The organism is Undibacterium sp. TJN25 (assembly GCF_049339885.1).
In the GTDB taxonomy this organism is placed as follows: Bacteria; Pseudomonadota; Gammaproteobacteria; order Burkholderiales; family Burkholderiaceae_D; genus Undibacterium.
The window spans coordinates 434,763-457,452 of sequence record NZ_JBMPPM010000001.1 but is presented as its reverse complement, the minus strand read 5'-3'; the positions used below and the strand labels follow the sequence as shown (position 1 = coordinate 457,452).

The 22,690-nt window shown below is 57.4% G+C and carries 24 protein-coding genes; 16 read left to right on the top strand and 8 right to left on the bottom strand.

Features of this window, described 5'->3' with window-relative positions:
* The first annotated feature begins 163 nt into the window (after positions 1–163).
* Positions 164–766 carry an SOS response-associated peptidase family protein gene (locus ACO0LO_RS02150; RefSeq protein ID WP_422962542.1) on the top strand — a complete coding sequence of 201 codons (603 nt, stop codon included), beginning with the start codon at positions 164–166 and terminating at the stop codon, positions 764–766.
* 261 nt (positions 767–1,027) lie between these two features.
* Here ACO0LO_RS02150 and ACO0LO_RS02145 read toward each other — a convergent pair whose 3' ends face one another.
* Both ACO0LO_RS02145 and ACO0LO_RS02140 read right to left on the bottom strand, forming a co-directional pair.
* Positions 1,028–1,222, bottom strand: coding sequence for a hypothetical protein (locus ACO0LO_RS02145; RefSeq protein WP_422962541.1), 195 nt, complete (start codon positions 1,220–1,222; stop codon positions 1,028–1,030).
* 202 nt (positions 1,223–1,424) lie between these two features.
* Positions 1,425–1,817, bottom strand: a complete 393-nt coding sequence (locus ACO0LO_RS02140; RefSeq protein ID WP_422962540.1) for a hypothetical protein — start codon at positions 1,815–1,817, stop codon at positions 1,425–1,427.
* 245 nt (positions 1,818–2,062) lie between these two features.
* Here ACO0LO_RS02140 and ACO0LO_RS02135 point away from each other — a divergent pair, with 245 nt between their 5' ends.
* From ACO0LO_RS02135 to ACO0LO_RS02120, 4 genes are all read left to right on the top strand, one after another.
* Positions 2,063–2,242, top strand: coding sequence for a hypothetical protein (locus tag ACO0LO_RS02135; protein WP_422962539.1), 180 nt, complete (start codon positions 2,063–2,065; stop codon positions 2,240–2,242).
* Between the two features lie 188 nt (positions 2,243–2,430).
* Complete coding sequence (locus ACO0LO_RS02130; protein WP_422962538.1) at positions 2,431–2,913, top strand: hypothetical protein; 483 nt, start codon at positions 2,431–2,433, stop codon at positions 2,911–2,913.
* 193 nt (positions 2,914–3,106) lie between these two features.
* Positions 3,107–3,691 (top strand): DUF4142 domain-containing protein, encoded by a 585-nt coding sequence (locus ACO0LO_RS02125; RefSeq protein ID WP_422962537.1) that lies wholly within the window; start codon positions 3,107–3,109, stop codon positions 3,689–3,691.
* 197 nt (positions 3,692–3,888) lie between these two features.
* On the top strand, positions 3,889–4,356 hold the full coding sequence (locus ACO0LO_RS02120; protein ID WP_422962536.1) for a hemerythrin domain-containing protein: 468 nt from the start codon (positions 3,889–3,891) through the stop codon (positions 4,354–4,356).
* Between the two features lie 288 nt (positions 4,357–4,644).
* Here the strand turns inward: ACO0LO_RS02120 and ACO0LO_RS02115 are convergent, their stop codons facing one another.
* The 5 genes from ACO0LO_RS02115 to ACO0LO_RS02095 all read right to left on the bottom strand — a co-directional run bounded on the left by ACO0LO_RS02115 (position 4,645) and on the right by ACO0LO_RS02095 (position 9,489).
* A complete protein-coding gene (locus ACO0LO_RS02115) occupies positions 4,645–4,782 on the bottom strand; it encodes a hypothetical protein (protein WP_422962535.1) in 138 nt (45 codons plus the stop codon).
* Between the two features lie 57 nt (positions 4,783–4,839).
* Positions 4,840–5,238 (bottom strand): hypothetical protein, encoded by a 399-nt coding sequence (locus ACO0LO_RS02110; RefSeq protein WP_422962534.1) that lies wholly within the window; start codon positions 5,236–5,238, stop codon positions 4,840–4,842.
* Positions 5,239–5,489: 251 nt separating this feature from the next.
* A complete protein-coding gene (locus ACO0LO_RS02105; RefSeq protein WP_422962533.1) occupies positions 5,490–7,700 on the bottom strand; it encodes a xanthine dehydrogenase family protein molybdopterin-binding subunit in 2,211 nt (736 codons plus the stop codon).
* The gene (locus ACO0LO_RS02100; RefSeq protein WP_422962532.1) at positions 7,697–8,695 is read right to left on the bottom strand and encodes an FAD binding domain-containing protein; all 999 of its coding nucleotides are present in this window, start codon (positions 8,693–8,695) and stop codon (positions 7,697–7,699) included. Before ACO0LO_RS02100 ends, ACO0LO_RS02105 begins: the two co-directional genes overlap by 4 nt.
* Positions 8,696–8,745: 50 nt before the next feature.
* Complete coding sequence (locus tag ACO0LO_RS02095; RefSeq protein ID WP_422962531.1) at positions 8,746–9,489, bottom strand: 2Fe-2S iron-sulfur cluster-binding protein; 744 nt, start codon at positions 9,487–9,489, stop codon at positions 8,746–8,748.
* A gap of 405 nt (positions 9,490–9,894) precedes the next feature.
* Between ACO0LO_RS02095 and ACO0LO_RS02090 the strand changes: the two genes are divergently transcribed.
* Positions 9,895–10,023, top strand: coding sequence for a hypothetical protein (locus ACO0LO_RS02090; protein ID WP_422962530.1), 129 nt, complete (start codon positions 9,895–9,897; stop codon positions 10,021–10,023).
* Between the two features lie 88 nt (positions 10,024–10,111).
* Here ACO0LO_RS02090 and ACO0LO_RS02085 read toward each other — a convergent pair whose 3' ends face one another.
* On the bottom strand, positions 10,112–10,684 hold the full coding sequence (locus tag ACO0LO_RS02085; protein WP_422962529.1) for a hypothetical protein: 573 nt from the start codon (positions 10,682–10,684) through the stop codon (positions 10,112–10,114).
* 212 nt (positions 10,685–10,896) lie between these two features.
* Here ACO0LO_RS02085 and ACO0LO_RS02080 point away from each other — a divergent pair, with 212 nt between their 5' ends.
* The 10 genes from ACO0LO_RS02080 (at position 10,897) to ACO0LO_RS02035 (ending at position 22,621) form a co-directional block, all read left to right on the top strand.
* On the top strand, positions 10,897–12,000 hold the full coding sequence (locus tag ACO0LO_RS02080) for a substrate-binding protein (RefSeq protein WP_422962813.1): 1,104 nt from the start codon (positions 10,897–10,899) through the stop codon (positions 11,998–12,000).
* A gap of 178 nt (positions 12,001–12,178) precedes the next feature.
* Positions 12,179–13,012 (top strand): branched-chain amino acid ABC transporter permease, encoded by an 834-nt coding sequence (locus ACO0LO_RS02075; protein WP_422962812.1) that lies wholly within the window; start codon positions 12,179–12,181, stop codon positions 13,010–13,012.
* Positions 13,005–14,819 (top strand): ABC transporter permease subunit, encoded by a 1,815-nt coding sequence (locus tag ACO0LO_RS02070; protein WP_422962528.1) that lies wholly within the window; start codon positions 13,005–13,007, stop codon positions 14,817–14,819. Before ACO0LO_RS02075 ends, ACO0LO_RS02070 begins: the two co-directional genes overlap by 8 nt.
* Complete coding sequence (locus ACO0LO_RS02065; RefSeq protein WP_422962527.1) at positions 14,816–15,529, top strand: ABC transporter ATP-binding protein; 714 nt, start codon at positions 14,816–14,818, stop codon at positions 15,527–15,529. The genes ACO0LO_RS02070 and ACO0LO_RS02065 overlap by 4 nt, the downstream gene beginning before the upstream one ends.
* A gap of 31 nt (positions 15,530–15,560) precedes the next feature.
* A complete protein-coding gene (locus ACO0LO_RS02060) occupies positions 15,561–16,472 on the top strand; it encodes a DUF1028 domain-containing protein (RefSeq protein ID WP_422962526.1) in 912 nt (303 codons plus the stop codon).
* Positions 16,469–17,908 (top strand): amidase, encoded by a 1,440-nt coding sequence (locus ACO0LO_RS02055; RefSeq protein ID WP_422962525.1) that lies wholly within the window; start codon positions 16,469–16,471, stop codon positions 17,906–17,908. The genes ACO0LO_RS02060 and ACO0LO_RS02055 overlap by 4 nt, the downstream gene beginning before the upstream one ends.
* On the top strand, positions 17,901–18,776 hold the full coding sequence (locus ACO0LO_RS02050) for a nitrilase family protein (RefSeq protein ID WP_422962524.1): 876 nt from the start codon (positions 17,901–17,903) through the stop codon (positions 18,774–18,776). The genes ACO0LO_RS02055 and ACO0LO_RS02050 overlap by 8 nt, the downstream gene beginning before the upstream one ends.
* 5 nt (positions 18,777–18,781) lie before the next feature.
* Positions 18,782–19,393 carry a cupin domain-containing protein gene (locus ACO0LO_RS02045; RefSeq protein WP_422962523.1) on the top strand — a complete coding sequence of 204 codons (612 nt, stop codon included), beginning with the start codon at positions 18,782–18,784 and terminating at the stop codon, positions 19,391–19,393.
* A gap of 693 nt (positions 19,394–20,086) precedes the next feature.
* Positions 20,087–20,788: a DUF2252 family protein gene (locus ACO0LO_RS02040; protein ID WP_422962522.1), complete on the top strand. Its 702-nt coding sequence runs from the start codon at positions 20,087–20,089 to the stop codon at positions 20,786–20,788.
* Positions 20,789–20,962: 174 nt separating this feature from the next.
* On the top strand, positions 20,963–22,621 hold the full coding sequence (locus tag ACO0LO_RS02035) for a methyl-accepting chemotaxis protein (protein WP_422962521.1): 1,659 nt from the start codon (positions 20,963–20,965) through the stop codon (positions 22,619–22,621).
* The last annotated feature ends 69 nt before the right edge of the window (positions 22,622–22,690 follow it).

Genomic DNA, 22,690 nt, shown 5'->3' with positions numbered 1-22,690 from the left:
TCCTGAAGTCTTACAAGGATTTGGCTTGGCTGCTTATGCATGGATTTGATGCTAATCCCTACCATGATTCAATACTCCACAAGAGCAAGAGGTGGCAATCATGTTTTGCGGATTTTCACAAACCAAGTCCTTATCCTTTTATGCTGATCAGCTTGATACTGATTTGATCGCCGTAGAAGGCATACAGGCAAATCACCCCATCAATAAAAGCGTCGCCGCTCCGGGCACCAGGCACTGGCTGCTGCAGATGATTGATGCAAAGCATCTGGCAGCGGTTAATGTGAAGTGGTGCTGGCAGTCCGGCATAGACCGGGATAAAGGCGAGGAGGCATCCATTACTGCGGACCGTAGCCAGCTGCAGGACCGTTTTTATTCAGGCCTGATGCGGAGCGGCAGGGTAGTGGTGCCCGCAGACGGCTGGTTCGATTCCAGCCTGCATGAAGGTTTCCAGCCAGCACTCAATTGCAAGCGCGGAGGACACGCCATGTTCCTGCCCGCATTGAGTAACCATGTGTTCGGCGACCCCAACAGCGACAGGGATGGCTTCATCATTATCGTCAGCGCTCCCGGTAAATTGAAAAAGTCAGAATCCGAGCGTCCGTTACTCTTCAACAGAGCCGAGGCGCTCTCGTGGATGAGCCGCAATGTTTCTCATCAGCAGGCCTTGCGGCTGGTACAGGAGCACTCCCTGGATTTGCCGGTGATGATGCGCAAGGAAGCGGCACAGCATGGCGAGCGCCGTCTTGGCTTGCATGCGGAATTATAGGGGCAGCGGCGCTAGCCGGCATCGGCTGGGGCCTGCTGAACTCTGAACGCTATTTTGCACCCGGCTTGCTGCGTGTCATGTCCGTTGCCGGCTTCATCCTTATTTTGTTGTTCGCCACTGCCGATGTCAGGTTCGCGCAGCTGCTGAACAGGTTCTTCACCCGCGGCACGGCCAGGAATACTTTTTCGCCTTTACCGTCTCCCTTTGCTTCGTTTACCGTAGTTCGGTCCTCACATTGTTTCAAGCCTATAAAAAATGCAGTCAATGCAGATGTGGCGCGGCCGCTTCCGCGCACTCGTCGCCTGCCTGCAAGGCAGCATCTTCAGTGACGTAAATATCGGTGTCCTCATCATGCACGGTCTCGCCATCCACTTCCACCTTCACTGTCCAGCCATTGCCATATTCAGCGGTGGTGAGCCTGACGATACTGTTTCTCAGGTTTTTGGTGACTATCATCTTCACTCCCGGTGTTGAGTTGCGGATGCCCGGCAAGCCGCCAGCAGTTCCTGTATGGATTTTAAGAGCAGGAGCCTGCGCTATATATGCGCTAGCGCACGCAAACAAGGAATCAGGAGGCCTGGGGAGCAAGACGCTAATACAGTAGCGCCGAAGGCGGGAATTGCCATTGGCCTCATGATTTTGTTGCGAAAAATCACCGTTAGTCCAGCAGCGAATCCTGGCGGTGAGGATTGCGCATTTCTTTTATCGTATTTTCAGAAGGGGGCCCGGGCGGGCTGTCAATGCGATGCACTTGCACCACAGAATAATCATTGGTTGCCAGGCATTGCCAGAAATGGACATGGATACTTTCATAGTCTCCCTGGCGGGATCGTTGCAGAAAAGCGGAAGGCAGCGCCATCAGGCAGCCGTTGACAATAGGTTCAAATTGCTGGATGGCGGACAAGGGAAGCGTATCCAGCCTGTCCATCACTGAGTTTTTGAGGTAATTTCTCGCGTCGGCTTCAGTTGCGAACCGATCCGGGAATTGCTGGGAAAGAACCCAGGACGCTTCTTCCCAGTTACCGCTTTCAAAGAAGTATTTACGCTCCACTTTTTATTACCCTTCCACAAGCTGGATATTAATAGCGTTCAATCTTTTGCCACAACCGCCTGATGAATCGAGTTTTAATTATTATATCCGCTTCGCAATGGTGCATTGAAACACAATGTAATCCCGGTCTGACAAAAAAGGCGGAGTGTCACCGATAGCGCCTCATGTAGTCATTCTCTATGATGATGTTCTGTCCCAATAAGGGAATAAAGATAGTTGCCTGGCGACATTTGAAAGAAGGAAACATGGCTGATTTTATTGTAATCAAAGAGCGCAGGTCGCCTCTGACACCGACTAGCCCAGGGAAAGAATGGGAAGACCGTATGGCCAATGCCAACGCGGTAATAGAAGATGATAAATCTCCTGCATTGAAGGACTATGTTCCGGAAAAGCGGCGGCGGACGGACAACAATAAGTTGAATTGATTTTGCTCGGACTTACAATCTTGTTTCCGAAAGAAATAGGTCGCCGTTTCCTACATGTGTGCACTCTCTCCGCTTATGCATGCAGGCCGTGCATTATTTTATCCTGAATTCTTGCAGCCCTGCGTTGGCAGTTGACAGCTTTTCTGTTCAAGCGTGCGCAACCGGGCAATTGAATCATGGAGACAATCATGCAAAAACTGAAATCACTCATTCTCGTAACGTCTATGCTGGCACTTGGTGCCGGCGCCTACGCCCAGACTGCGGGCAATGCCGGCACAACGGGCAGCACCGGCGCCGCAGGTACCGGGAGTAGCAGTGCCAATGGCATGGGGACCACGGGAACCGGTGCCAGCGGCACTTTGACTAACGGCAATTCGGGTATGTCCGGAACCTCGACTCTCAACGGCGGCACGACAAAAAACGGCAGTCTGCGCGCGCCTGACAGCACGTCGCCGTCGATGACCGGCACTACGCCGGCTCAGCGCAGCCAGGCAAATACGCGGGATCCGAATTCGACCGCTAACACCAACGCCAATCGTCAGCAGCCGCGCAACAACACGCAGACAAATTGCGACTCCCCGCAAATGACGACGGCAATGCGTCAGCAAAATAATTGTGATACAGCAAATCCCACTATCACCAATACACCGAAATCAACACATCCACAATAAGCCGGAACTTGCATCGTTCTGAAGGAGCAGGGCGATGCAGGCTGCGGCACATTCCCTGAAACGGCTTGCCGTGTATGCCGCAATGCGTGCTGCGGTTTGTTGCCTGCCTGTTTTCCTACAGAAGTTTCAATTCCATCCTACATAGCGCCCGCTTAATTTTGTCCTACTATGGAAGTTCCTGACAGGAGCGACCATGAACTTCGCCACAACTGCCATCCAGCTGACACAGCGCCATATCGGCGCCATCATTCTTATGCTGACGGTGGCAGCAGTCGGCTTCATCCTGCTGGCCAGCCCCGAGGGCATTGCGGGAAATAATCAGCCCGCGCCTGTAATCAGTGCGAAAGACAGGCAGTTCCTTATTTCAGCCGCACAAGCCGGCAATGCAGAAATCATTGCCAGCAGGGTTGCTCCAGGCAATGCAGATTCCGACGCAGTAAAAAAATTTGCCGCCGAGATGCTGGATAGCCATACCAAGCTGGCCGAGCGACTGAAGCAGCTGGCGGCTTCCAAGGACGTGCAACTGCCGGATCAGCCGAGCCGGCAACAACTTACGGCCATCGAAAAAATCAGCGGCCTCAACACCAAAAAATATGATAGGGCTTATGTCGCTTTGGCAGGCGTGGCGGAGCACAAGGATGCGGTCGATTTATTCAGGGACGCATCCCAGACATTAATTGATGACGACATCCGCGAGTTTGCCGCTGCGAGTTTGCCGATGCTGAAGCACCACCTCTTGATGGCGCAAGATCTGCAACTGAGTGTTGGCTTACCCTGATCGGATTGTCCTGATCTTACACTGGATTCTCCCCCGTAAATTAACTAGAGATAGCCTCCTACAAGTTGTGGTAAGCAGCGCTGATGTGCTGCTATTCGCTCGCAAATTATGCTTGGCGTTGCATCTTCAGATGCGTAGCGATATCCAACCACACCTTGCCACATTGCTTTAGCCATCGCCAACGAGGGAGAATTACCATGCCAAACGTCATGACACAAGACGCAGTCAGCCTGTTGAAGGCTGATCACCGGGAAGCCGAAGACCTGTTCAAAAAATACGAAACCGCCAAAGACGCCGGCAAGACAGCAGAAAAGCATGAGATAGCCCGCAAGGTATGCGCGGCGCTGCTGATCCACATGGAAATAGAAGAAAATATTTTCTACCCGGCTGCGCGTGGCGCGACAGGCGACGACGATAAGCTCAATGAAGCCGAAGTCGAGCATAGCGGCGCCAAAGAACTCATCATGCAACTGGGCGACCTGAAGCCAGAAGATCCTATGTTCGATGCGAAGGTGAAGGTTCTCAGCGAGCAGATAGAACATCACGTTGATGAAGAAGAAAACGAACTGTTTCCGGAAGTGGAGGACAGTGACCTCGATCTGGATGACCTGGGCGAGCAGATGGCGGATGCCAAGGCTGCTTTGCAGGAGCAACACGGCATGTAGACGAGTCTACCGACGCTTAAGATGAACAAGAAAGCGGCCGAGGCCGCTTTCTTATTGGGCACTTATGGCGTGAGTACGAATTTCTGCTATCGGCTTTTTTGTCGAATATCTTTTTGCCTCCGGTCGCGTCGCTCAGCCTCATGATGGGATCTGCCACGTTATCTATCCTGACGTCGCGCGATCCGTTATATCTCAACGCTTTCATGTTCGTTGCTTCATGCAAAGGGGGAAGCTGTACAAACAAAAACCGGCGTTGTACTGCAACGCCGGTATCTGCTTCTACGCTAACTACTTCTTGGTCTTTTTGGACTCGGATTTCGACTTGGACTTGTCGCTCTTGGCAGAGCTTTTCTTGTCGCTGGTCGAAGTGGAGCTTTTCTTGCTTTTCTGCGGTGCGTCATCTTTGTCGCTGTTTTTCTTAGCCATGATATGTCTCCTTAAGATGTTTACTTACTAAGCAGGATGGCGGAATTGCCAGCTTGCCTAGCGGTCCTGATTGCGGCCGCTGGATGAACCGCGGCTGCCGGAGCCTTGGTCCTGGGAATCGTCATCCGCATCGTCCTTTGCGCGAGCGGCGTCGTTTTTGTGGCTTTGCTGGCCTGCTGCCACATGCTGCTCGTGTGAACCGCCGCGGCTACCGCCCTGATTGCCCTGGCCGGACTGGTTGCCGCTCTGGTTGCCTGAGCCGGAGCTGCTGCCCTGGCGTGCGCCGCCGCTTGCCTGTGCATTGTCGTTCTTGTGACTTTGCTGGCCTGCTGCTACATGCTGCTCATGAGTACCGCCCTGGGTGGAGCCTTGGTTCGATGCCTGGTTAGACCCTTGACTGGATGCCTTGCTGGAGCCTTGGTTGCCGTCTGTGCCGGATTTGCTGTTGGAATTCATGATGGTCCTTTCACTGTGAATAAAAGCACCGTTGCCCTAGTGCAGAGCAGGCAGCGGTGTGTGAATGATGATCGGCGAAGCAGCAGGCTGGACATATCAGATTAGTCCTATAAACCCGTGGGAGCGGCGGAAGTGGAAATTGCCGCATTGGCAGCAGCCCATTTTTCGGGAGACCTCGGAGATTGATTTGGGGAAACCGCAAGAGGGAGATGCGGCACCGGCAGTGCGCCGGCGCCGCCTGGAAATAGAAATCAGACCAGCTTGTCGAGCGTAATCGGCAGGTCGCGGATGCGCTTGCCGGTGGCGTGGTACACGGCGTTCGCCACTGCGGCAGCAACACCAACGATGCCGATCTCGCCTATGCCCTTGGCGCCCAAAGAATTGATTTGTTCATCATGTTCTTCCACTACCGTAATATCAATGTTGCCGATGTCGGCATTCACGGGCACATGATATTCCGCCAGGTTGGCATTGACGGGCCGGCCGGTGCGCAGGTCGATTTCAGTTTTTTCAAACAGCGCCATGCCCAGGCCCCATACGATGCCGCCCATCAGCTGGCTATGCCCGGTCTTGCGGTTCATTAGTCTGCCCACACCGTAGGCGCCGACGACTCGCGGCACGCGGATGATGCCCAGGTCGGGATCGACAAGCACCTCAACGAATACCGCGCCGAAAGAATGCATGGCGAACTGCTTTTTCTCTTCACCCGGTTCAACACTGCTGTCTGCGCGTACTGGCGTTCCGCCATGGCGGGCGATGACAGCGCTCATCGGTTCACGCCTGTCGGGCGCAGATCGCAGGAATAGCCAGCCTTTGTCGGCATCGATGTCGTTTTCGCTGGCGCCATGCAGCGGGGACGCGGCATCGCCAACTGCCATTGCCACGACCTTGGCGCGAGCGGCGCCAGAGGCTGCATGCACGGCAGGGCCGACGCTGGCAACTGTCTGCGATCCGCCCGATACCGGTGCTTCCGGCATCAGTGTATCTCCCAGTTCAAAACGCACTTTTTCCACTGGCATGCCGAGCGCGTCGGCGGCAATCTGTGTCATGACCGTGTAGGTGCCGGTACCCAGGTCATGCGAACCGCTGCGCACCACAGCTGTGCCGTCCGCCATGATGGCAGCGGAGGCCTTGGCGCCCTTGCGGTTGGCCGGGTAAGTGGCTGTCGCCATGCCCCAGCCGACCAGGTTGCGGCCGGAACGCATGGAGCCGGGCTCCGGATTGCGGCGCGCCCAGCCGAAGCGCTCGGCGCCGACCCGGTAGCATTCGCGCAGTGACTTGCTGGACCAGGGCAGTTTCTTTTCCGGATCCTGTTCCGCATAATTTTTCAGGCGCAGAGCTATTGGATCCATGCGTAGCGCATAGGCAAGTTCATCCATGGCCGATTCCAGTGCAAAACTGCCGCTGGATTCTCCCGGCGCGCGCATGTAAATGGGTACGCCCAGGTTCAGCGTCGCCAGCCTTTGCGTGGTCTGCAGGCTGTCGGAGTCATACAGTATCCGCGTCAGCGCCGTGCAGGGTTCGGTAAAGTCGTCCAGGAAGGCGGTGCTGGAAATGGTATCGTGGCCGATGGCGGTCATCCTGCCATCCGCGGCTGCACCCAGCCGCATGCGTTGCTCGGTCCTGGGGCGTGCGCCTACCGGTCCGAACATCTGTGTGCGCTCCACCACCAGCTTGACCGGACAGCCGGCACGCTTCGCCGCCATGGCGGCCAGTATGACGTGCGACCAGGTAGCGCCCTTGCTGCCGAAACCGCCGCCGACAAAAGGGCACAGCACGCGTATATTTTCTGCATCGATACCGAAGGTTTTGGACGCGGTCTTGCGTACGCCGGAGATATTTTGCGTGGAATCGTAGATCGTCAGCTTGTCTCCATCCCATGCCGCGACGCTGCCGTGCGGTTCCATTGGGTTATGGTTTTCCAGCGGCGTGGTGTACACAGTATCGAGCTTGATGGCCGCTTTGCCCAGTCCATCTGCAATACTGCCACGGCTGGTATCGGAGGGGCGTTCCGGCTGCGGCTTCGGCGCGCGCGGGTTTTGTCTGGCGTGGTTAAAATCGGTGACTGCCTTGGCAGGCGCATAGCGTATGCGCAGGCTGTGCGCGGCATCTTGCGCATGTTCCAGCGTATCCGCAACGACTACTGCTACCGGCTGGCCATTGTAATGCACCAGATCGTCTTGCAGCAGGCTCAGCTTGGGGTTGGCAGGCTCGCCTCCGGGCTCGGGCTTGGCCTGTTTTGGCAGGTGGGGGGCATTGCGATGGGTCATCACCAGCAATACGCCACGCATGCTTTCTGCCCGTGCCGTATCAATGGCTGCGATGCGGCCATTGGCGATTGCACTCGTTACCATCACTGCATGCGCCAGACGTGGCAAGGCATGTTCGCCCGTGTATTGTGCTGCACCGGTGACCTTCTGCCTGCCGTCGGTGCGATCCATGGGTTGTCCTATATTGCTCATGCATTTTCTCCTGCATTGTGCAGTGCGCTGGCCATTGCGCTGACGATGGCGCGCTGGGCCAGTTCTATCTTGAACTGGTTGTCTTTATACGCTTGGGCTCCTGCTATAGCGCGCGCAGCAGCCTGCCGTGCCAGCTCCCGGCTGAACGGCTGGCCTGCAAGCATGGTTTCTGCCGCCGGCACGCGCCAGGGTTTGTGGGCCACGCCGCCCAGCACAATCCGGGCCTGGCTGATCACCCCGTTGCGCATTTCCAGCGCGGCTGCCACAGAGACCAGTGCAAACGCATAGCTGGCACGGTCGCGCACTTTCAGGTAATGCGAATGCGCCGCGAAAGGAGAGGGGGGTAAATCTACCGCGGTGATCAGTTCGCCGGGTGCGAGCACTGTATCCTGCTGCGGCGTGTTGCCTGGCAGTCGGTGAAAATCGGCCAGCGCAATGCGCCGCTCTCCCTGCGGGCCGGAAATCAGCACCACCGCATCCAGCGCTGCCAGCGCCACGTTCATGTCGGAAGGGTTGACGGCGATGCAGGCGTTGCTGGCGCCCAGGATTGCATGCGTGCGGCTATAACCTTCCCGTGCGGCGCAACCGGAGCCGGGCATGCGCTTGTTGCACATGTCAAAGCCGGTATCGGTAAAATAAGGGCAGCGGGTGCGCTGCATCAGGTTGCCGCCGACGGTTGCCATATTGCGCAGCTGCGGCGAAGCGCCCGACAGCAGCGCCTGTGACAGCAGCGGATAGCGCTGGCGTATCAGCGCATGGTCGGCCAGGTCGCTGTTGCGCGTCAGGGCGCCTATGCGCAGGCCGCCATCCGGCAGTTCGCTGACCAGTGCCAGCCCGACATGCGTGATGTCTACCAGCCGCATAGGCTGCTCAACACCGCCTTTCATCAGGTCCAGCAAATTGGTGCCTCCACCGATGAATTTGCTGCCCGGCTGCTGCGCCAGGCGCAGGGCATGGGCCGGATCACTGGCTCGTTCGTAAAATATGGATTGCATGAAAACCTCTATGGTCGAGTTTTACTTCAGGCTTTGTGCCGGGCGGGGTTCTATGTCTTGCGGAAAGCAACGCTGCTGATCGCTGCGACGATATTGGGATAAGCGCCGCAGCGGCACAAGTTGCCGCTCATGCGCTCCCTGATTTCATCTGCAGTAAGGGAAACACTGCGTTGCCGTACGTCAGGTGTCGCAGCACTGGCGGCGCCGGCACGCACTTCGTCCAGCAGCGCGGTAGCGGAACAAAGCTGGCCCGGTGTGCAGAAGCCGCACTGGAAGGCATCGTGTTCGATAAAGGCGCTCTGCAGCGCGCTCAGCTGTTCACCTTGCGCCAGTCCCTCTATCGTGGTGATTTTGTCGCCCTGGTGCATCACTGCCAGTGTCAGGCAGGAATTGATGCGCCGGCCGTTAACCAGCACGGTGCAGGCGCCGCACTGGCCGCGGTCGCAGCCTTTTTTCACGCCGGTAAGTCCGGCGGTTTCGCGCAGTGCATCCAGCAGCGTGACCCTGGGCTCCAGCGACAGGTGGTATTCCTTGTTGTTGACGTTCAGCAGCAGTGGCTGTGACGGTGCCATCGGCATATCCGCTGGCGCCGGCGTTGGCGCGGCATTCAGCGGTGCCGCCGAGAGTGCTGAAGGCGTGTTGGCTGCGGTTACTGCCGCCAGAGCGGACTGAATGAAGCCGCGGCGGGAAAGGCTGGCGGAACGCTTATCCGGCGTATCGGACGTATTGGACTTATTTTTGGCGGAAGCGTGCTCGCTTGCCTGGCTCGCGCTGGGGTCGGTTTTTCTGGACATTGTATTCCTGCTAGGTTGGCGTGTATCTCTGCATGTTGATGGGAGCACTGTGGGGAACTGAAAGCGTTGTAGCCGGAAGGTCGCATTGGATGTGCGCCCCGCACACACAGGATGTTAACCAACCCTGCACTTCGCGTGCCCCGGCAAATCGCCATATTCTTTGTAAGACAATAAGAGGGCTTTCTTTGGTTGCGGAAACTTGCAGCCTGCGTTTTCACTGCATGAACAGCGTGGCGGCATAGCGGCATAGCGGCATAGCAAGGGAGCACGTGGCAAGGGTGAGGCCGGCGATGCGTAAGCTATGTGCGCCAGCGCATAAACCGGGCCTGCGGGCCAATAAAATGACTTCATCGGGAGACGGGCAGGCACCGTTCCCGATCGGCCGCCGGAGATGCAAATGCCTGTGTGGTCACCCTGGTAGCACTTGACAATATCTGTGCCTGCGTCTCGCTGGCCTTTGCAGTGGCGTTCCTGTGTGCGATGAACTGGGTCATCGTGCCTGCCAGGGACAAACAGAACATGGCTCCGTATTGAAAAACGCCGCAGGAACGGTTTGCGGAAATTGCTTCCGGCCAGTCGGTTTTCTGGGCAGGCAGTTAATGCTTGAACCACCTTATCTTCCTTATCCACCGTAACTGGTTTTTCCAACATGAAAAAAAATAAAAAACATATTCCTCAGCCCTCCGAGCGTTCCGGTGTTCTGAGAGGCATCCGCAATCTGAAGATGGCCGAATCCGCACAGGCCTAAGTGCGCGGCAGCACGACATTCCCTGCATAAAAAATTTCTGACAGGCTCTACCAGGCCGATACTCAACTTTGACCCCTTTCGTTCAGCACCAATACTCTCGCTGGCATCGAACTCATTTACATGATTCGCAAAGGTCGGATGATCGTTGCTGAAGAAGACAATTCGATGTCGCTTGCAGGGCAGTTTTACGCTTGCAGTAAAAGCCCGCCCAATTTCAAGGGCTGGCGGAATTGCTCGTCCAATATTCATCGAGCGTCGGCTAATGCGACATGACTCGCGTCCCTTCACCCTCCCTAACGCCTTTATCTGGTGCGCCAGCGCTATTTTTGTGCGCCACTTCTTACATGTTGGCCCCTGGGCCGGAAATCGACGCTGCCGGCATATGGCCATCCGCCGCGTTCTCAGGCGCGCATCATAGGCTCGCATCAGTATATTTTCAGTAGGCATGTTCATTGCTTTATTCAAGTTACTTGAATTTCATGACATGTACTTTCACAAATAGGGTGCATGTGCCCATGGCAACTATTAGGCCGGCGGAAGTTCTTGATGGTTTGTGGCCCTTAAACTTTACATAGAAGGATATGCAGATGAAACTCTCGAACAAGTCGGCACGCGTCGTGCAGAAGACGACGGCTAGCCTCTCCATTCTCGCCATTTGCATGGCAGCCTCCGCGGCAGATACGATTACCATCGGCGTTCCTGTTGGCTTGAGCGGCGCTAATAGTGTAGTCGCGCCTTCGGTAGTGCAGTCCGCCCAGCTTGCCGTAGACGAAATCAATGCTGCCGGTGGCATCCTTGGCAAGAAGGTGGTGCTCGAGGTCGCCGACGACGGCAGCGGTGCAGCGGGTGCACAAAAGGCGTTCGACTCGCTGATCTTCCAGAAAAAAGTGAATGTGCTGATCTCGATGGAAACCAGCGCCGCGCGCAATGCCGCCCTGCCAATTGTCAGCCGCGGCAAGGTGCCCTATATCTATACTTCCCTCTATGAAGGCAGGTCATGCAACCGCTACCTTTTCGTTGACGCCTGGGTGCCGGACCAGCAAGTGGGGCCGATCGTTGACCATTTCATGAAGCAGTACAAGGCCAAGACCTTCTTCCTGATCGGTAGCGACTATGCTTTCGGCCGTGGCATGCTCGCCTTTACCAAGAGCTATATCGAGAAAATGGGGGGCAAGGTGGTCGGTGACGAATACTTGCCGATGGATGGTTCTGACTGGACGCCGATCTTGAGTAAGCTGCAATCCAGCAAAGCGGACGCTGTGATTACCTCTACTGCCGGCGGCGCACCGAATGTGACGCTGACCAAGCAGATGCGTGCAGCAGGCATCAAGATCCCCTACGCCAACCTCTCCGTGGATGAAGGTACTGCCAAGAGCATGGGCTCCGATGCGGAGGGCGTTTTCATCGCCGGATCCTACATGAGCAACCTAGATACGCCGGCCAACAAGAAATTCATCGCCAGCATGCAGAAGAAGTTTGGCGCTGAACTGAAGACTCCGAACGACTTGTCGGTGCCGCAATATGAAGCGGTGTACCTGTATAAGGCCGCTGTCGAGAAAGCCGGATCGGTCGATACCGACAAGGTCATCAAGGCATTGCCACTGGTTTCGTTCGATGGCCCACGCGGCAAGACCTCGATGAGCAAACAGCATCACACGCCGCTTACCATGTACCTCGGTCAGGTAAAAAAGGATGGCTCGGTGAAGATGCTGGATTCCTTTGCCAACGTTGATCCGGGTGAACAGTGCCCGAACCTGAAGTAACGACGTGAACGTTCGCGCAGGAACATCTGCATATTTTTTCCGGCCGTAGTGGGCACCTTGCATCGTATCCCCCTATGGCGCTAAAACGTGCTGCCTGTTCCCGCGCGTACCCGAACCAACGGAGGGCCGCACGGAAGTGCTCGGTCTTCCGGTTTTTTTCGAAGGAACATCGTCCGTGCTGGATATTGCCCTTAATGTAATTACTTCCTCGGCGATTCTGTTTATCGTCTCGGCCGGCCTGCTGATCGTGTTCGGCGTCATGAAGGTCATCAATTTCGCCCATGGCGCTTTCCTCACGGTCGGAGGTTACTCCGGGGTGATCGCCGCCAAATTCGGTCTCGGTTTGTGGTGGTCCTTGCCCCTGGCGGTAGTCATCGGATTCGCACTCGGCGCGGTGATAGAGCGCATGGTGGTGCGGCCGCTGTATGCCCGGCCTCTCGATGCGATCCTTGCGACCTGGGGACTCGGCATCATCATCGGTCAGGTCATCACGCTGGTATTCGGACGCGAGATTCAATTTGTCGCCAGTCCGGTCAGCGGGGCGATACCGATTTTCGGTGCGCAATATTCGGAATATCGCTTGATCCTGCTTGGCGTTGCAGTGTTGATCGCGCTGTCGCTGGGCGCGCTGCTGAACGGCACCCGCCTCGGCTTGCAGACGCGTGCGGTCATCATGAACGAATCATTGTCGCGTACTCTGGGCATCAGCAGCAGCAGGGTGCGTTTCCTCAGTTTTTGCATGGGCGCGGCGCTCGCCAGCGCAGCCGGCACCCTTATCACGCCGCTCTCAAGCGTCGACCCCAACATGGGCGTGCCCTGGCTGGTCAGCGCTTTCATGCTAGTGATGGTGTCTGGCTCGTCACTTGTCAGTCTTGCGATAGCGTGCGTCGTACTTGGCGGCGCACAAACCCTGGTCAGCAACCTGGTCAGCCCGGTACTCGGCGGCCTGACGCTGGTGGTGCTGGCTGCATTGCTGCTGCGCATACGCCCGAAAGGATTTTCGAATGAATAAGACAATCAATGCGAGCCTCCCAGCCGGCTCCGAAGCGCCGGGCCGCGCGATGCCGCCGCGGGCGATCTGGATGCTTGCAGCGGCGCTGGTATTCCTCGTAGTCAGCAGCTTCGTGCTGCCTGCGTTCCTCGTCAATAACCTGATCCGCGCCTTCCTGTTCGCCGCGGTTGCGCTGACGGTGGACCTGCTGTGGGGCTACACCGGTATTTTGACCTTCGGCCAGTCCGCGTTTTTTGGGATAGGCGCTTATGCTGCCGGGCTGGTGTTCCAGCACTATGGATTTTCGCCGCTGAATGCGGTGCTCGCATTTGTCGGCGGCCTGGTCGCGTCATGGATCGTGTCGCGTATCATCAGTTGGCTTGCGTTCTACCACGGTGCCTCGCCCCTGTATGCGTCGGTGGTGACGCTGGTGCTGCCGATCGTGTTGGTGCAGGGAATTTATTCCGGCGGCGAGTTCACCGGTTCCAGCAGCGGCCTATCCGGGTTTGACAGCTTCGATATTCCGCTCGAAACCTGGTATTTGATCAGCGGTATCTTTCTCGTACTGCTGACACTGGGTGCGTGGTTGTTCACGCGCAGCGACGCCGGCAAGCTGCTGGTCGCAACCCGCGAGAATGAGGCGCGCTGCGAATACCTCGGCATCAACATCTCGCGTTTAAAAACGCGCCTTATGAGCGTATCGTCCCTGATCGCGGCAGCGGCCGGCTTCCTGTTTGCGTGTGTGCAGATGGTGGTAGCGCCGGAGTATGCCGACTTCGTGTTCGGCACCGAGCTGGTGATCTGGGTCGCGCTTGGCGGTCGCGGCACGTTGTTCGGCCCGGTAATTGCCACAATCATGATTGATGTCGGCAGCGCCTACTTGAGCGGCGACCTGCCCTACATCTGGAAGCTTCTCGTCGGTTCCGCCTTTGTGCTGGTAATCGTAGCGATGCCGCGCGGCCTGATGCCCTTGCTCACCGGTGCGTTGCACGGTCTGCGCATGCGCGTCGGCAAAAACGCGCCGCAGCATCTGCAAGAAGCGAGCCCGCTGCCGTTCCAGGCGAAACATGAATCGGCACTGGCGCTCAATGAAGTGTCCAAGCATTTCGGCAGCCTGTCCGTGCTGAACGGCATCACCTTTTCTGCGCGGCCGGGTGAATTGCTGAGCATCGTCGGCCCCAACGGCGCGGGCAAGACCACCCTGATGCGCTGTATCAGCGACGGTGCGGAAAGTTCTTCGGGCACGATACACGTCAATGGCGTATCGACGCATTCGCTGCCGCCGGACAAATGCGTGACGCTTGGCATCGGGCGCAAGTTTCAGACCGCCACCACCTTCGATTCGCTGACGGTGGCGGAAGCCCTGCGCATTGCCCGCACGCGCATCGAGAAGCCCGACCGCTGGCGTCGCAGCCATGTCCTAAAGTTACCGAAAGCCACGCTCGACGTGTTGCGTGCCACCGGCCTCGACAAGGAGCTGGAACGCGAATGTCGCATTCTTTCGCATGGGCAGAAACAAGCGCTGGAACTGGCGATGGTGTTGGCGCTTGAGCCGCGCGTGTTGTTGCTGGATGAGCCAACCGCCGGCCTGACAAAACCGGAGCGTACGCTGATCGGCAGCATCTTGATCGACCTGTCTAACAAATACGGCCTGTGCCTGCTACTGGTCGAACATGACCTCGATTTCGTGCGCGCCATCAGCTCGCGCATTGTGGTTCTGCATCAAGGGAAGATCGTCATGGATGGCAAAGTCGATGAGGTCGTCGGCTCGGAAATCGTGCGCACCGTCTATGCCGGCGCTAATCAACACATGGAGTCCGCCCCATGAGTACCGATACAGAAATTCTGAATGTGCAGGGCCTCGAAAGCGGGTACGGCGCGGCGATGGTGCTGAAAGATATCAATCTATCGCTGCGGCCGGGCGAGGTGTTCGCCATCCTCGGCAAGAACGGCATGGGCAAATCAACCTTGCTGAAAACTCTTATGGGTTTAATCCGCCCGAAAAAGGGGGGCGTGTCCTTCTTTGGCGAAAGAACCGAAAGCTGGAGCGCTGACCGCATCGCACGCAATCAGGTCGCCTACATCTCGCAGGAACAGGCGCTGTTCCAGGATCTGACGGTGCGCGATAACCTAGGCCTGGCGTTGGCGCGCGGCAAGGACTTCGAGGCGCGCTTCCACGCCATCGCCGATCACTTTCCATTCCTGAAAGAGCGCATGGGCCAGAAGGCCGGCACTTTGTCCGGCGGCGAACAAAAAATGCTGCTGGTGGCGCGCGCGCTGATTTGCCGCCCGCGCGTCATCCTGATCGATGAAATCACCGAAGGCATGCAGCCATCGGTGATCGAACGGCTGGTCGGGATCCTGCGCGGCGACCGCGAGAAGTTTGGCACCGCAATGCTCATGGTCGAGCAGAACGTGCATTTCGCGCTGGCGGTCGCCGACCGCTATGCGGTGCTCGACCTTGGCCGCATCGTCGAAGCCGGCACGACCACCGATGTCCATGCCCATGCGCGCATCACCAGCCATCTTTCTGTTTAATTAATGGAGACTAGCTAATGGAGACTAGCAGATGACATTCTCAATTGTTGCACGCTGTCCGAGCAGCGGCGCGCTCGGTGTGGCGGTCAGCACCGCCGTGCCGGCTGTCGGCGCCACATGCCCGTATGTGCGGCCTGGTGTCGGCGCGGTTTCCACGCAGTCCTGGGTTAACCCCTATCTCGCGATCAAGGCGCTCGACCTGCTGGCCGCGGGTTGCACCGTACGCGAGGCGCTTGATGAAGTGCTGCGTACCGATGCGCAGGCCGACATGCGTCAGCTCGGCATTGTCGCGGAAAATGGGACGGCGCTGAGTTGGACCGGCAAGCAGTGTACCGGCTGGGCGGGAGAATGCACCGGCCCCGATTACGCAATACAGGGAAACATGCTGACCGGGCAAGAGACGCTGGATGCGATGCAAACGGCTTTCCTGCGCTCGGTCGGCATGAAGTTCGAGGAACGCCTGCTGCTGGTCCTTGAAGCAGGCCAGGCGAACGGCGGCGACAAGCGCGGCCGGCAATCGGCTTCACTCATTGTCTATCTCGATGAACCCTATCCGTATCTCGATCTGCGCGTGGATGAGCATGCCGATCCGGTCAGGGAATTGCGGCGCGTGTTCGGCGTGGCCGTCGTGCAGCTCCTGCCTTTCATCGAAAGCATGCCGACTGGGGCCGGCCACGCAGGCGTACCGACGAAGGAAGTGCGCGACATGCTGATGTTGCCGCCGTCCCAGCGTCCCGGTATGCCGGCAATTCCGCCAGCGCAAGTGGATTTGCTGCAGACGATCAGTGGCACCGATTTCACCCAGGATCGCGTCGAAGCGAATCTGCATGCGTTCCGGCCGATTCTTGCCGAGATCCACAAGCTGCGCGAGCTCGACCTTGCAAACATTCATCCCGCGGTGATTTTCGATCCCACCGCACCCTGGAGAGGGAGCGACAAATGAAAACAGCGCCACTGGATATGGATATCGTTGGATTGGCCGGCTTGATACGATCACGCGCGCTTTCGCCGGTCACGCTGGTTGAGTCGCTGCTCGATCGAATTGCAACAATCGATCCCGAACTGCTGAGTTTCGTCCATGTCAGCGACACTGCATTGAAGCAGGCCGCCAACGCAGAGGAAATGCTCCGGCAAGGGAAGGCCATCGGACCGCTGCATGGGATTCCGATCGCGATCAAGGACAACTACCTGACGCTGGACATGCCGACCACTGCGGGCTCCACCGTGCCGGGATATGACTTTCCGCAACGCGATGCGGCGGCCGTAAAGCGGCTGCGTGACGCTGGCGCCATTCCAATCGGCAAGACCCGTACCCATGAGTTCGCCTGGGGTACGGTCACCCACCCGACGAAGAATCCGTGGGACCTCGCCCGCGTTCCTGGCGGTTCCAGCGGCGGCTCTGGCGCTGCGGTTGCCGCGCGCCTGGTTCCGGCCGGGCTTGGCTCCGACACCGGCGGTTCGATCCGAATTCCGGCCAGTCTGTGCGGTGTGGTTGGCCTTAAGCCCACGTTCGGGCGCATCAGCCGCGACGGCATCGTTCCACACAGTTGGTCGCTCGACCATGCGGGGCCGCTCACGCGCAGCGTACGCGATGCGGCGCTGTTGCTTAATGTTATGGCTGGCTATGATCCGAACGACACCGCATGTCAGAACCACCCGGTGCCGGATTACCTGGCGACGCTGGGGCAGCCGATTGCCGGCATGAAGATTGGCGTCTGCCGTAATCATTTCTTTGGCGCTAATGAGCCGGATGTCGAGAGGGCGGTGGAGCGATCCATCGATGATCTCGCCCGTCTTGGCGCACAGATTGTCGAACTCCACATCGACCACCTTGAATACGGACTGGGGGCAATCTTTGCGATTGAACTTGCTTCGTCGAGCGCGTATCATGACCGGGGATTGCAAAGAGGTGCGACGGCAGGCATGACGGATGATGTCCGCACGCTGGTCGAGATAGGCCGCATGGTGTCTGCCTCCGACATGATCAAGGCGGAACAATTGCGGGCAATGCTGATGAAAAATTTTTTCAATGCGTTCGAAAAAGTCGATGTGATCTTAACGCCGTCAATGCCATTGACCGCCTGGAAAGCGGGCCAGACAGAGATCGACCTCACTTCGCGCAAGGAAAGTCCGCTAGAAGCTTCGTGGCGCCTGTCTTATCCATTCAACCTGACCGGCATGCCCGCCATTTCGCTGCCCTGCGGATTCGACCGCCGCGATTTGCCAATCGGCCTGCAACTCGCCGCGAAACCGTTTGACGAGGCCACCTTGCTGCGTGTCGCGCATGCATACGAAGCGATTCACCGCTGGGGCGACCGCATGCCGCCGCTGCGCAAGCCTGATCCTGCGGACCCGGCAGGCGGAGCAGAACATGTCTGATGCCACGCCTCAAAGTCCTCTGACGATTGCTTGTGTGCAGATGCATCCGGAGGTCGGCCGGAAGCAGGAGAATATCGAGAAATCCCTGCGCATGATCCGGCGCGCGCACAGCCTCGGCGCGCAACTCATCGTCCTGCCCGAGTTGTGCAATTCCGGTTATGTGTTTGCGTCGCGCAGCGAAGCCTTCGGGCTGGCGGAAACGCTGGAAGGCGAAACCGTGGCTGCATGGCTGGATATCGCGAAAGAACTGGGTGTTACGCTGGTCGCCGGCTTTGCCGAACGTGACGGCGACCAGCTATACAACTCCGCGGTTCTGGTCGGACCGGATGGCGTCCTGGGCCGCTATCGCAAGCTGCACTTGTGGGGCGAAGAGAGCCTGTTTTTCGAACGTGGCAACCTGCAGGTGCCGGTCTTCGCCACGCCGTTCGGACGGATAGCCTGCGCCATTTGCTACGACATGTGGTTCCCGGAAGTATTCCGGCTCGCTGCGTTGCAAGGGGCGGACATCCTTTGTGTGCCGACCAACTGGGTGCCGATGGCGAACCAGCCACGCGAACTGCCTGCCATGGCCAACATCCTGGCGATGGCAGGCGCACATTCGAACTCGATGTTCGTGGCTGCGGCCGACCGCGTGGGGGAGGAGCGCGGTCAGCCTTTCCTTGGTTGCAGCATCATTGTAGACTGTCGCGGCTGGCCAGTTGCCGGCCCCGCCAGCGCGTGTGATGAAGAAATTCTTGTGGCCCAGGTCAACCTGTCGGATGCGCGAAAGGCGCGCCAATTAAATACATATAATCAATTGCTGCGTGACCGCCGAACCGACCTTTACCACGAAATGCTCGGCACATCGATGCTGCGCGGACCAGGATAATCATCATGACGAGAAAGACAACCCTGGAGCAGGCGTCGGAATCCGTTCCCTCTGCACCATCCGGCCAACTCGGCGCGCGCGTACTTCATGCGCGGCTGGTGAAAGGCATGACGCTCAAGGAAGTAGCCGCTCTCGCGCAGTGCTCGGAAAGTTCCGTTTCCAAAATAGAGCGCAATCTTGCTTCACCTTCGCTGGCAATGTTGCACCGCCTCGCGCATGCACTGAATACCAATGTTTCCGAGCTGACGGCGGATAAATGGCCCAACACCGGGCCGGTACTGAAAGCGGGTGAACGGTTCGTGCATTCTTTCGGACACGGCACCGAGCATCGTGGCATCGAACTCGAAACCATTTCGACGGCCGTCAAGGGCAGTCTCCTGCAGGCCAACATTCACATCCTGCAACCTGGTGCGAAGAGCGACGGGCAAATCGAGCATGTCGGCGAAGAAGTCGGCTATGTATTGGAAGGATCAGTCATTCTGTTGCTCGGCAAGGAGCGGTACGAACTGAACGCTGGCGATGCATTTCATTTCTCCAGCCACACTGCTCATGGATACGAAAACACGGGCACGCATATCGCAAGAATTCTCTGGGTGAATACGCCTGCGACGTTTTAGTAAGGCAGAAAAATAGCCCTGCTGCCGCACGGCCAGGCTGTCGCGTTTGCACAGTCGGCGCAAAAGCGACAGGCGTCGTTTTCCGCGTTCCATGTTGATCAAGTGGCCCGCTTCGTTCACGACTGCGTCAATGAGTCGGCCGACCACCGTTTGCATCGCATAACCGCGATGGACGAAAAGTGCTTCTAGGGATTCCTGCGTGATCAACAGTAGGCCGGTGGGATTTCAGGAAATGGTGCTTGCCGCATGCGGGGATATCGCCATACCAAGTCGCGTGAAAACTGGCCAGTGCTTGTTCGATAAATGCTCCTGTGTGCCTATGTGCCTTGATGTTCCATTCTTGCCTCGGTAAATGAATGTCAACTCCAAGACGACAACCTATGCAGCCAGTGTCGTCGTGCCGACTGCGCTGGCGAACATAAAAGATCTAGGACCCGGTAGTGGCGTATTCACCAGGGTAGTTTGATTTGTGCTGAACAGGCCTATTTTTGCGGAACAAAACAAAAGGCCCTCGTTGATGAGGGCCTGGTGTTGTGTGGTGCGAGAGCTGGAAGTGAAAAGTGCCTGGAAACCCGCATGAACAGTGAGTTTTTAAAACTAGGTTTTGTTGACATATCATTTCAACCACTCAAAGGCTGCCACAAGAGCGACAAATGAGCCGAAGCGGGGGATAGCCCTTAGTGAAAAAAAGATATGTCAACAGACCCTAATATCCCGCTGGGAAAAAAATACTGGCCTATGCAGGCAAAAGAAAAGAAAGCGATACAGCAGATTTTTACACGAAAAAACGCGATCCACATGGTCAATAGCCTGCGCTGCCGCGACAGCGATGCCGATGTTGCGATCCTGGATGCGGCCTACTGGGTCAAGGGATGCAGTTCGCTGGGCAAGCTGCGCTTCGCCATTCTGCTGGACGTTGATGAGAAGGAAACTGAAGAACAGGAAATCTGTCTGATGGACATCAAAGAAGCGGTGACGGCGAAGGCGCCGCGCTACCGGGACGTATCCATGCCGAAAGCCAACGCAGATCGCGTGGTGGAAGGCGCGCGCCACCTTTCCCCTTACCTCGGTGACCGTATGCTGGCCAGCCGCATTCTTGGAAGATCCGTCTTTGTGCGAGAACTGAGGCCACAGGACATGAAGCTCAATATCGATGCACTGAATCCCCGGCAGGCTATCAAGGTGGCACGCTATTTCGGCGCCGTGGTCGGAAAGGCGCATGCGAGACAGATGGACGATGCCGTTGCCGCAACTTGGCAAAGAGAACTCCGCCGCGGCAGCTCCCGCGGCAAGGCTTCCAGCTGGCTTTGGAAAAGCACGGTGGAACTGGCATCGCTGCATGAGGCTGCTTATCTGGAACATTGCCGCCGGTATGTAACGCCGGTTTCACGTTAGCTGCTTTATTTGCAAAATATTGCAACATTTTGGCCATATTTATTCTGTAAGCGGGCAGTTTTTTATTTCCCTATTGTTTTAAGCAAGATTTTCAGCGTATGCTGGAATGAGGTCTGCATACTAAAATCACATAGCAGAATCTGTCCTGTTAAAAGAACAATGAGGGAGTTTCCAATGTTTAAACTGACGTTCCAGCAGAAGCTGTGGATTCCGCTTATCTGCAGCTTATTATGCATTTTTGGCATCTCTGTCTACAATGCCGTCCAGACTCGTAACCTGCGTATAGAAGAGCGTAGCAACGATCTCAGCAATGTAGATGATGCGGCGCTGAGCATCGTCAAGCACTTCGGTGAGATGGCAGCGTCCGGCGCCTTGCCCAAAGACCAGGCAGTGCAGAGAGCGATCAACGCCATCAGGGATTTCCGCTTCGGCAAAGACGGCTATGTGACGATAGTCAGCATGGACGGCGTGGCCGTGATGAACCCGTTCAAGGCCGAGAACAACGGCAAGAACATGATGGATTTCAAGGATGTGCAGGGGAATTACCTGTACCGCGATATTACTGCGGTCGGCAAGACCGACAGCGGCGCCGGTTTCGTGCGCTACGTGTGGGCCCGTCCCGGCGAGACCGAACCGGTACCGAAACTGAGTCGCGTCGCTACCTACAAGCCATGGGAGTGGACCCTGGTGACCGGCGTGTATATGGATGACATCGACACTGCCTTCAAAAAGTCGCTGCTGCAGTCGGGCGGTGTGTTGCTGGTGGTGTGCATACTGCTGGGGCTGATTGTCGCTGCAGTCAATCGCAGCCTGAGCCGGGCAATAGGCGGAGCGCCGGAGTATGCCGCTGAGGTAGCGTCTGAAATAGCCGCCAACAACCTCAGCATTACGGTGGATACGCGCCAGGGCGACAGCAGCAGCCTGCTGTTTGCGATGAAAAGCATGCAGCTGAATCTGTCCGCCACCATAGGCGAGATACGCCGCAGTGCCGATACTATTGCCACGGCTTCCGGCGAGATTGCGGCTGGCAATATGGACCTGTCGTCCCGTACCGAATCGCAGGCGAGTTCGCTGGAAGAAACAGCGGCGTCGATGGAGGAGCTCACTTCCACGGTTACCCAAAATGCTGACAATGCGATGCAGGCCAACCAGCTGGTGAAATCCGCTTCAGACGTCGCCCAGCAGGGCGGTGCCGTGGTATCGAAGGTCGTACAGACGATGGAAACCATCAATGCCTCCGCCACGCGCATCGTGGACATCATCAGCGTCATCGATGGCATTGCTTTCCAGACCAATATCCTGGCATTGAATGCCGCGGTGGAAGCGGCCCGCGCCGGCGAACAGGGCAGGGGGTTTGCCGTGGTCGCCTCCGAAGTGCGCAACCTGGCGCACCGCAGCGCTGCAGCGGCCAAGGAGATCAAGGCGCTGATCGGCGATTCCGTGGATAGCATTGCAACCGGTAGCGCGCTGGTGGCGCAGGCTGGTACGACGATGGACCAGGTTGTTGCCAGCGTGTCCCGGGTGACCGACATCATGGCCGAGATTACCGCGGCCTCTAGCGAGCAAAGCACCGGCATAGGCCACGTCAACCAGGCGATTACCGAAATGGATTCCGTCACGCAGCAAAATGCCGCGCTGGTGGAGCAGGCCGCCGCAGCGGCTGGCAGCATGCAGGAGCAGGCCGGCAAGCTGGCGGAACTGGTGTCGCGCTTTACGCTCAATGCACAAGATGCCGTCCATGATGGCGCGCACGCAAGGGGCGCTTCTGCACCAAGGCCGGCACAGCGCAAGGGCGCCGTCAAGGCAAGGCCGGCAGGGCTTGCCTTGCGCTGATCAAACGCTGCCGGCAGATTGTGGGTAGCATTAAAAAAGCACGCTTGTGGCGTGCTGTCTGCAAACTCT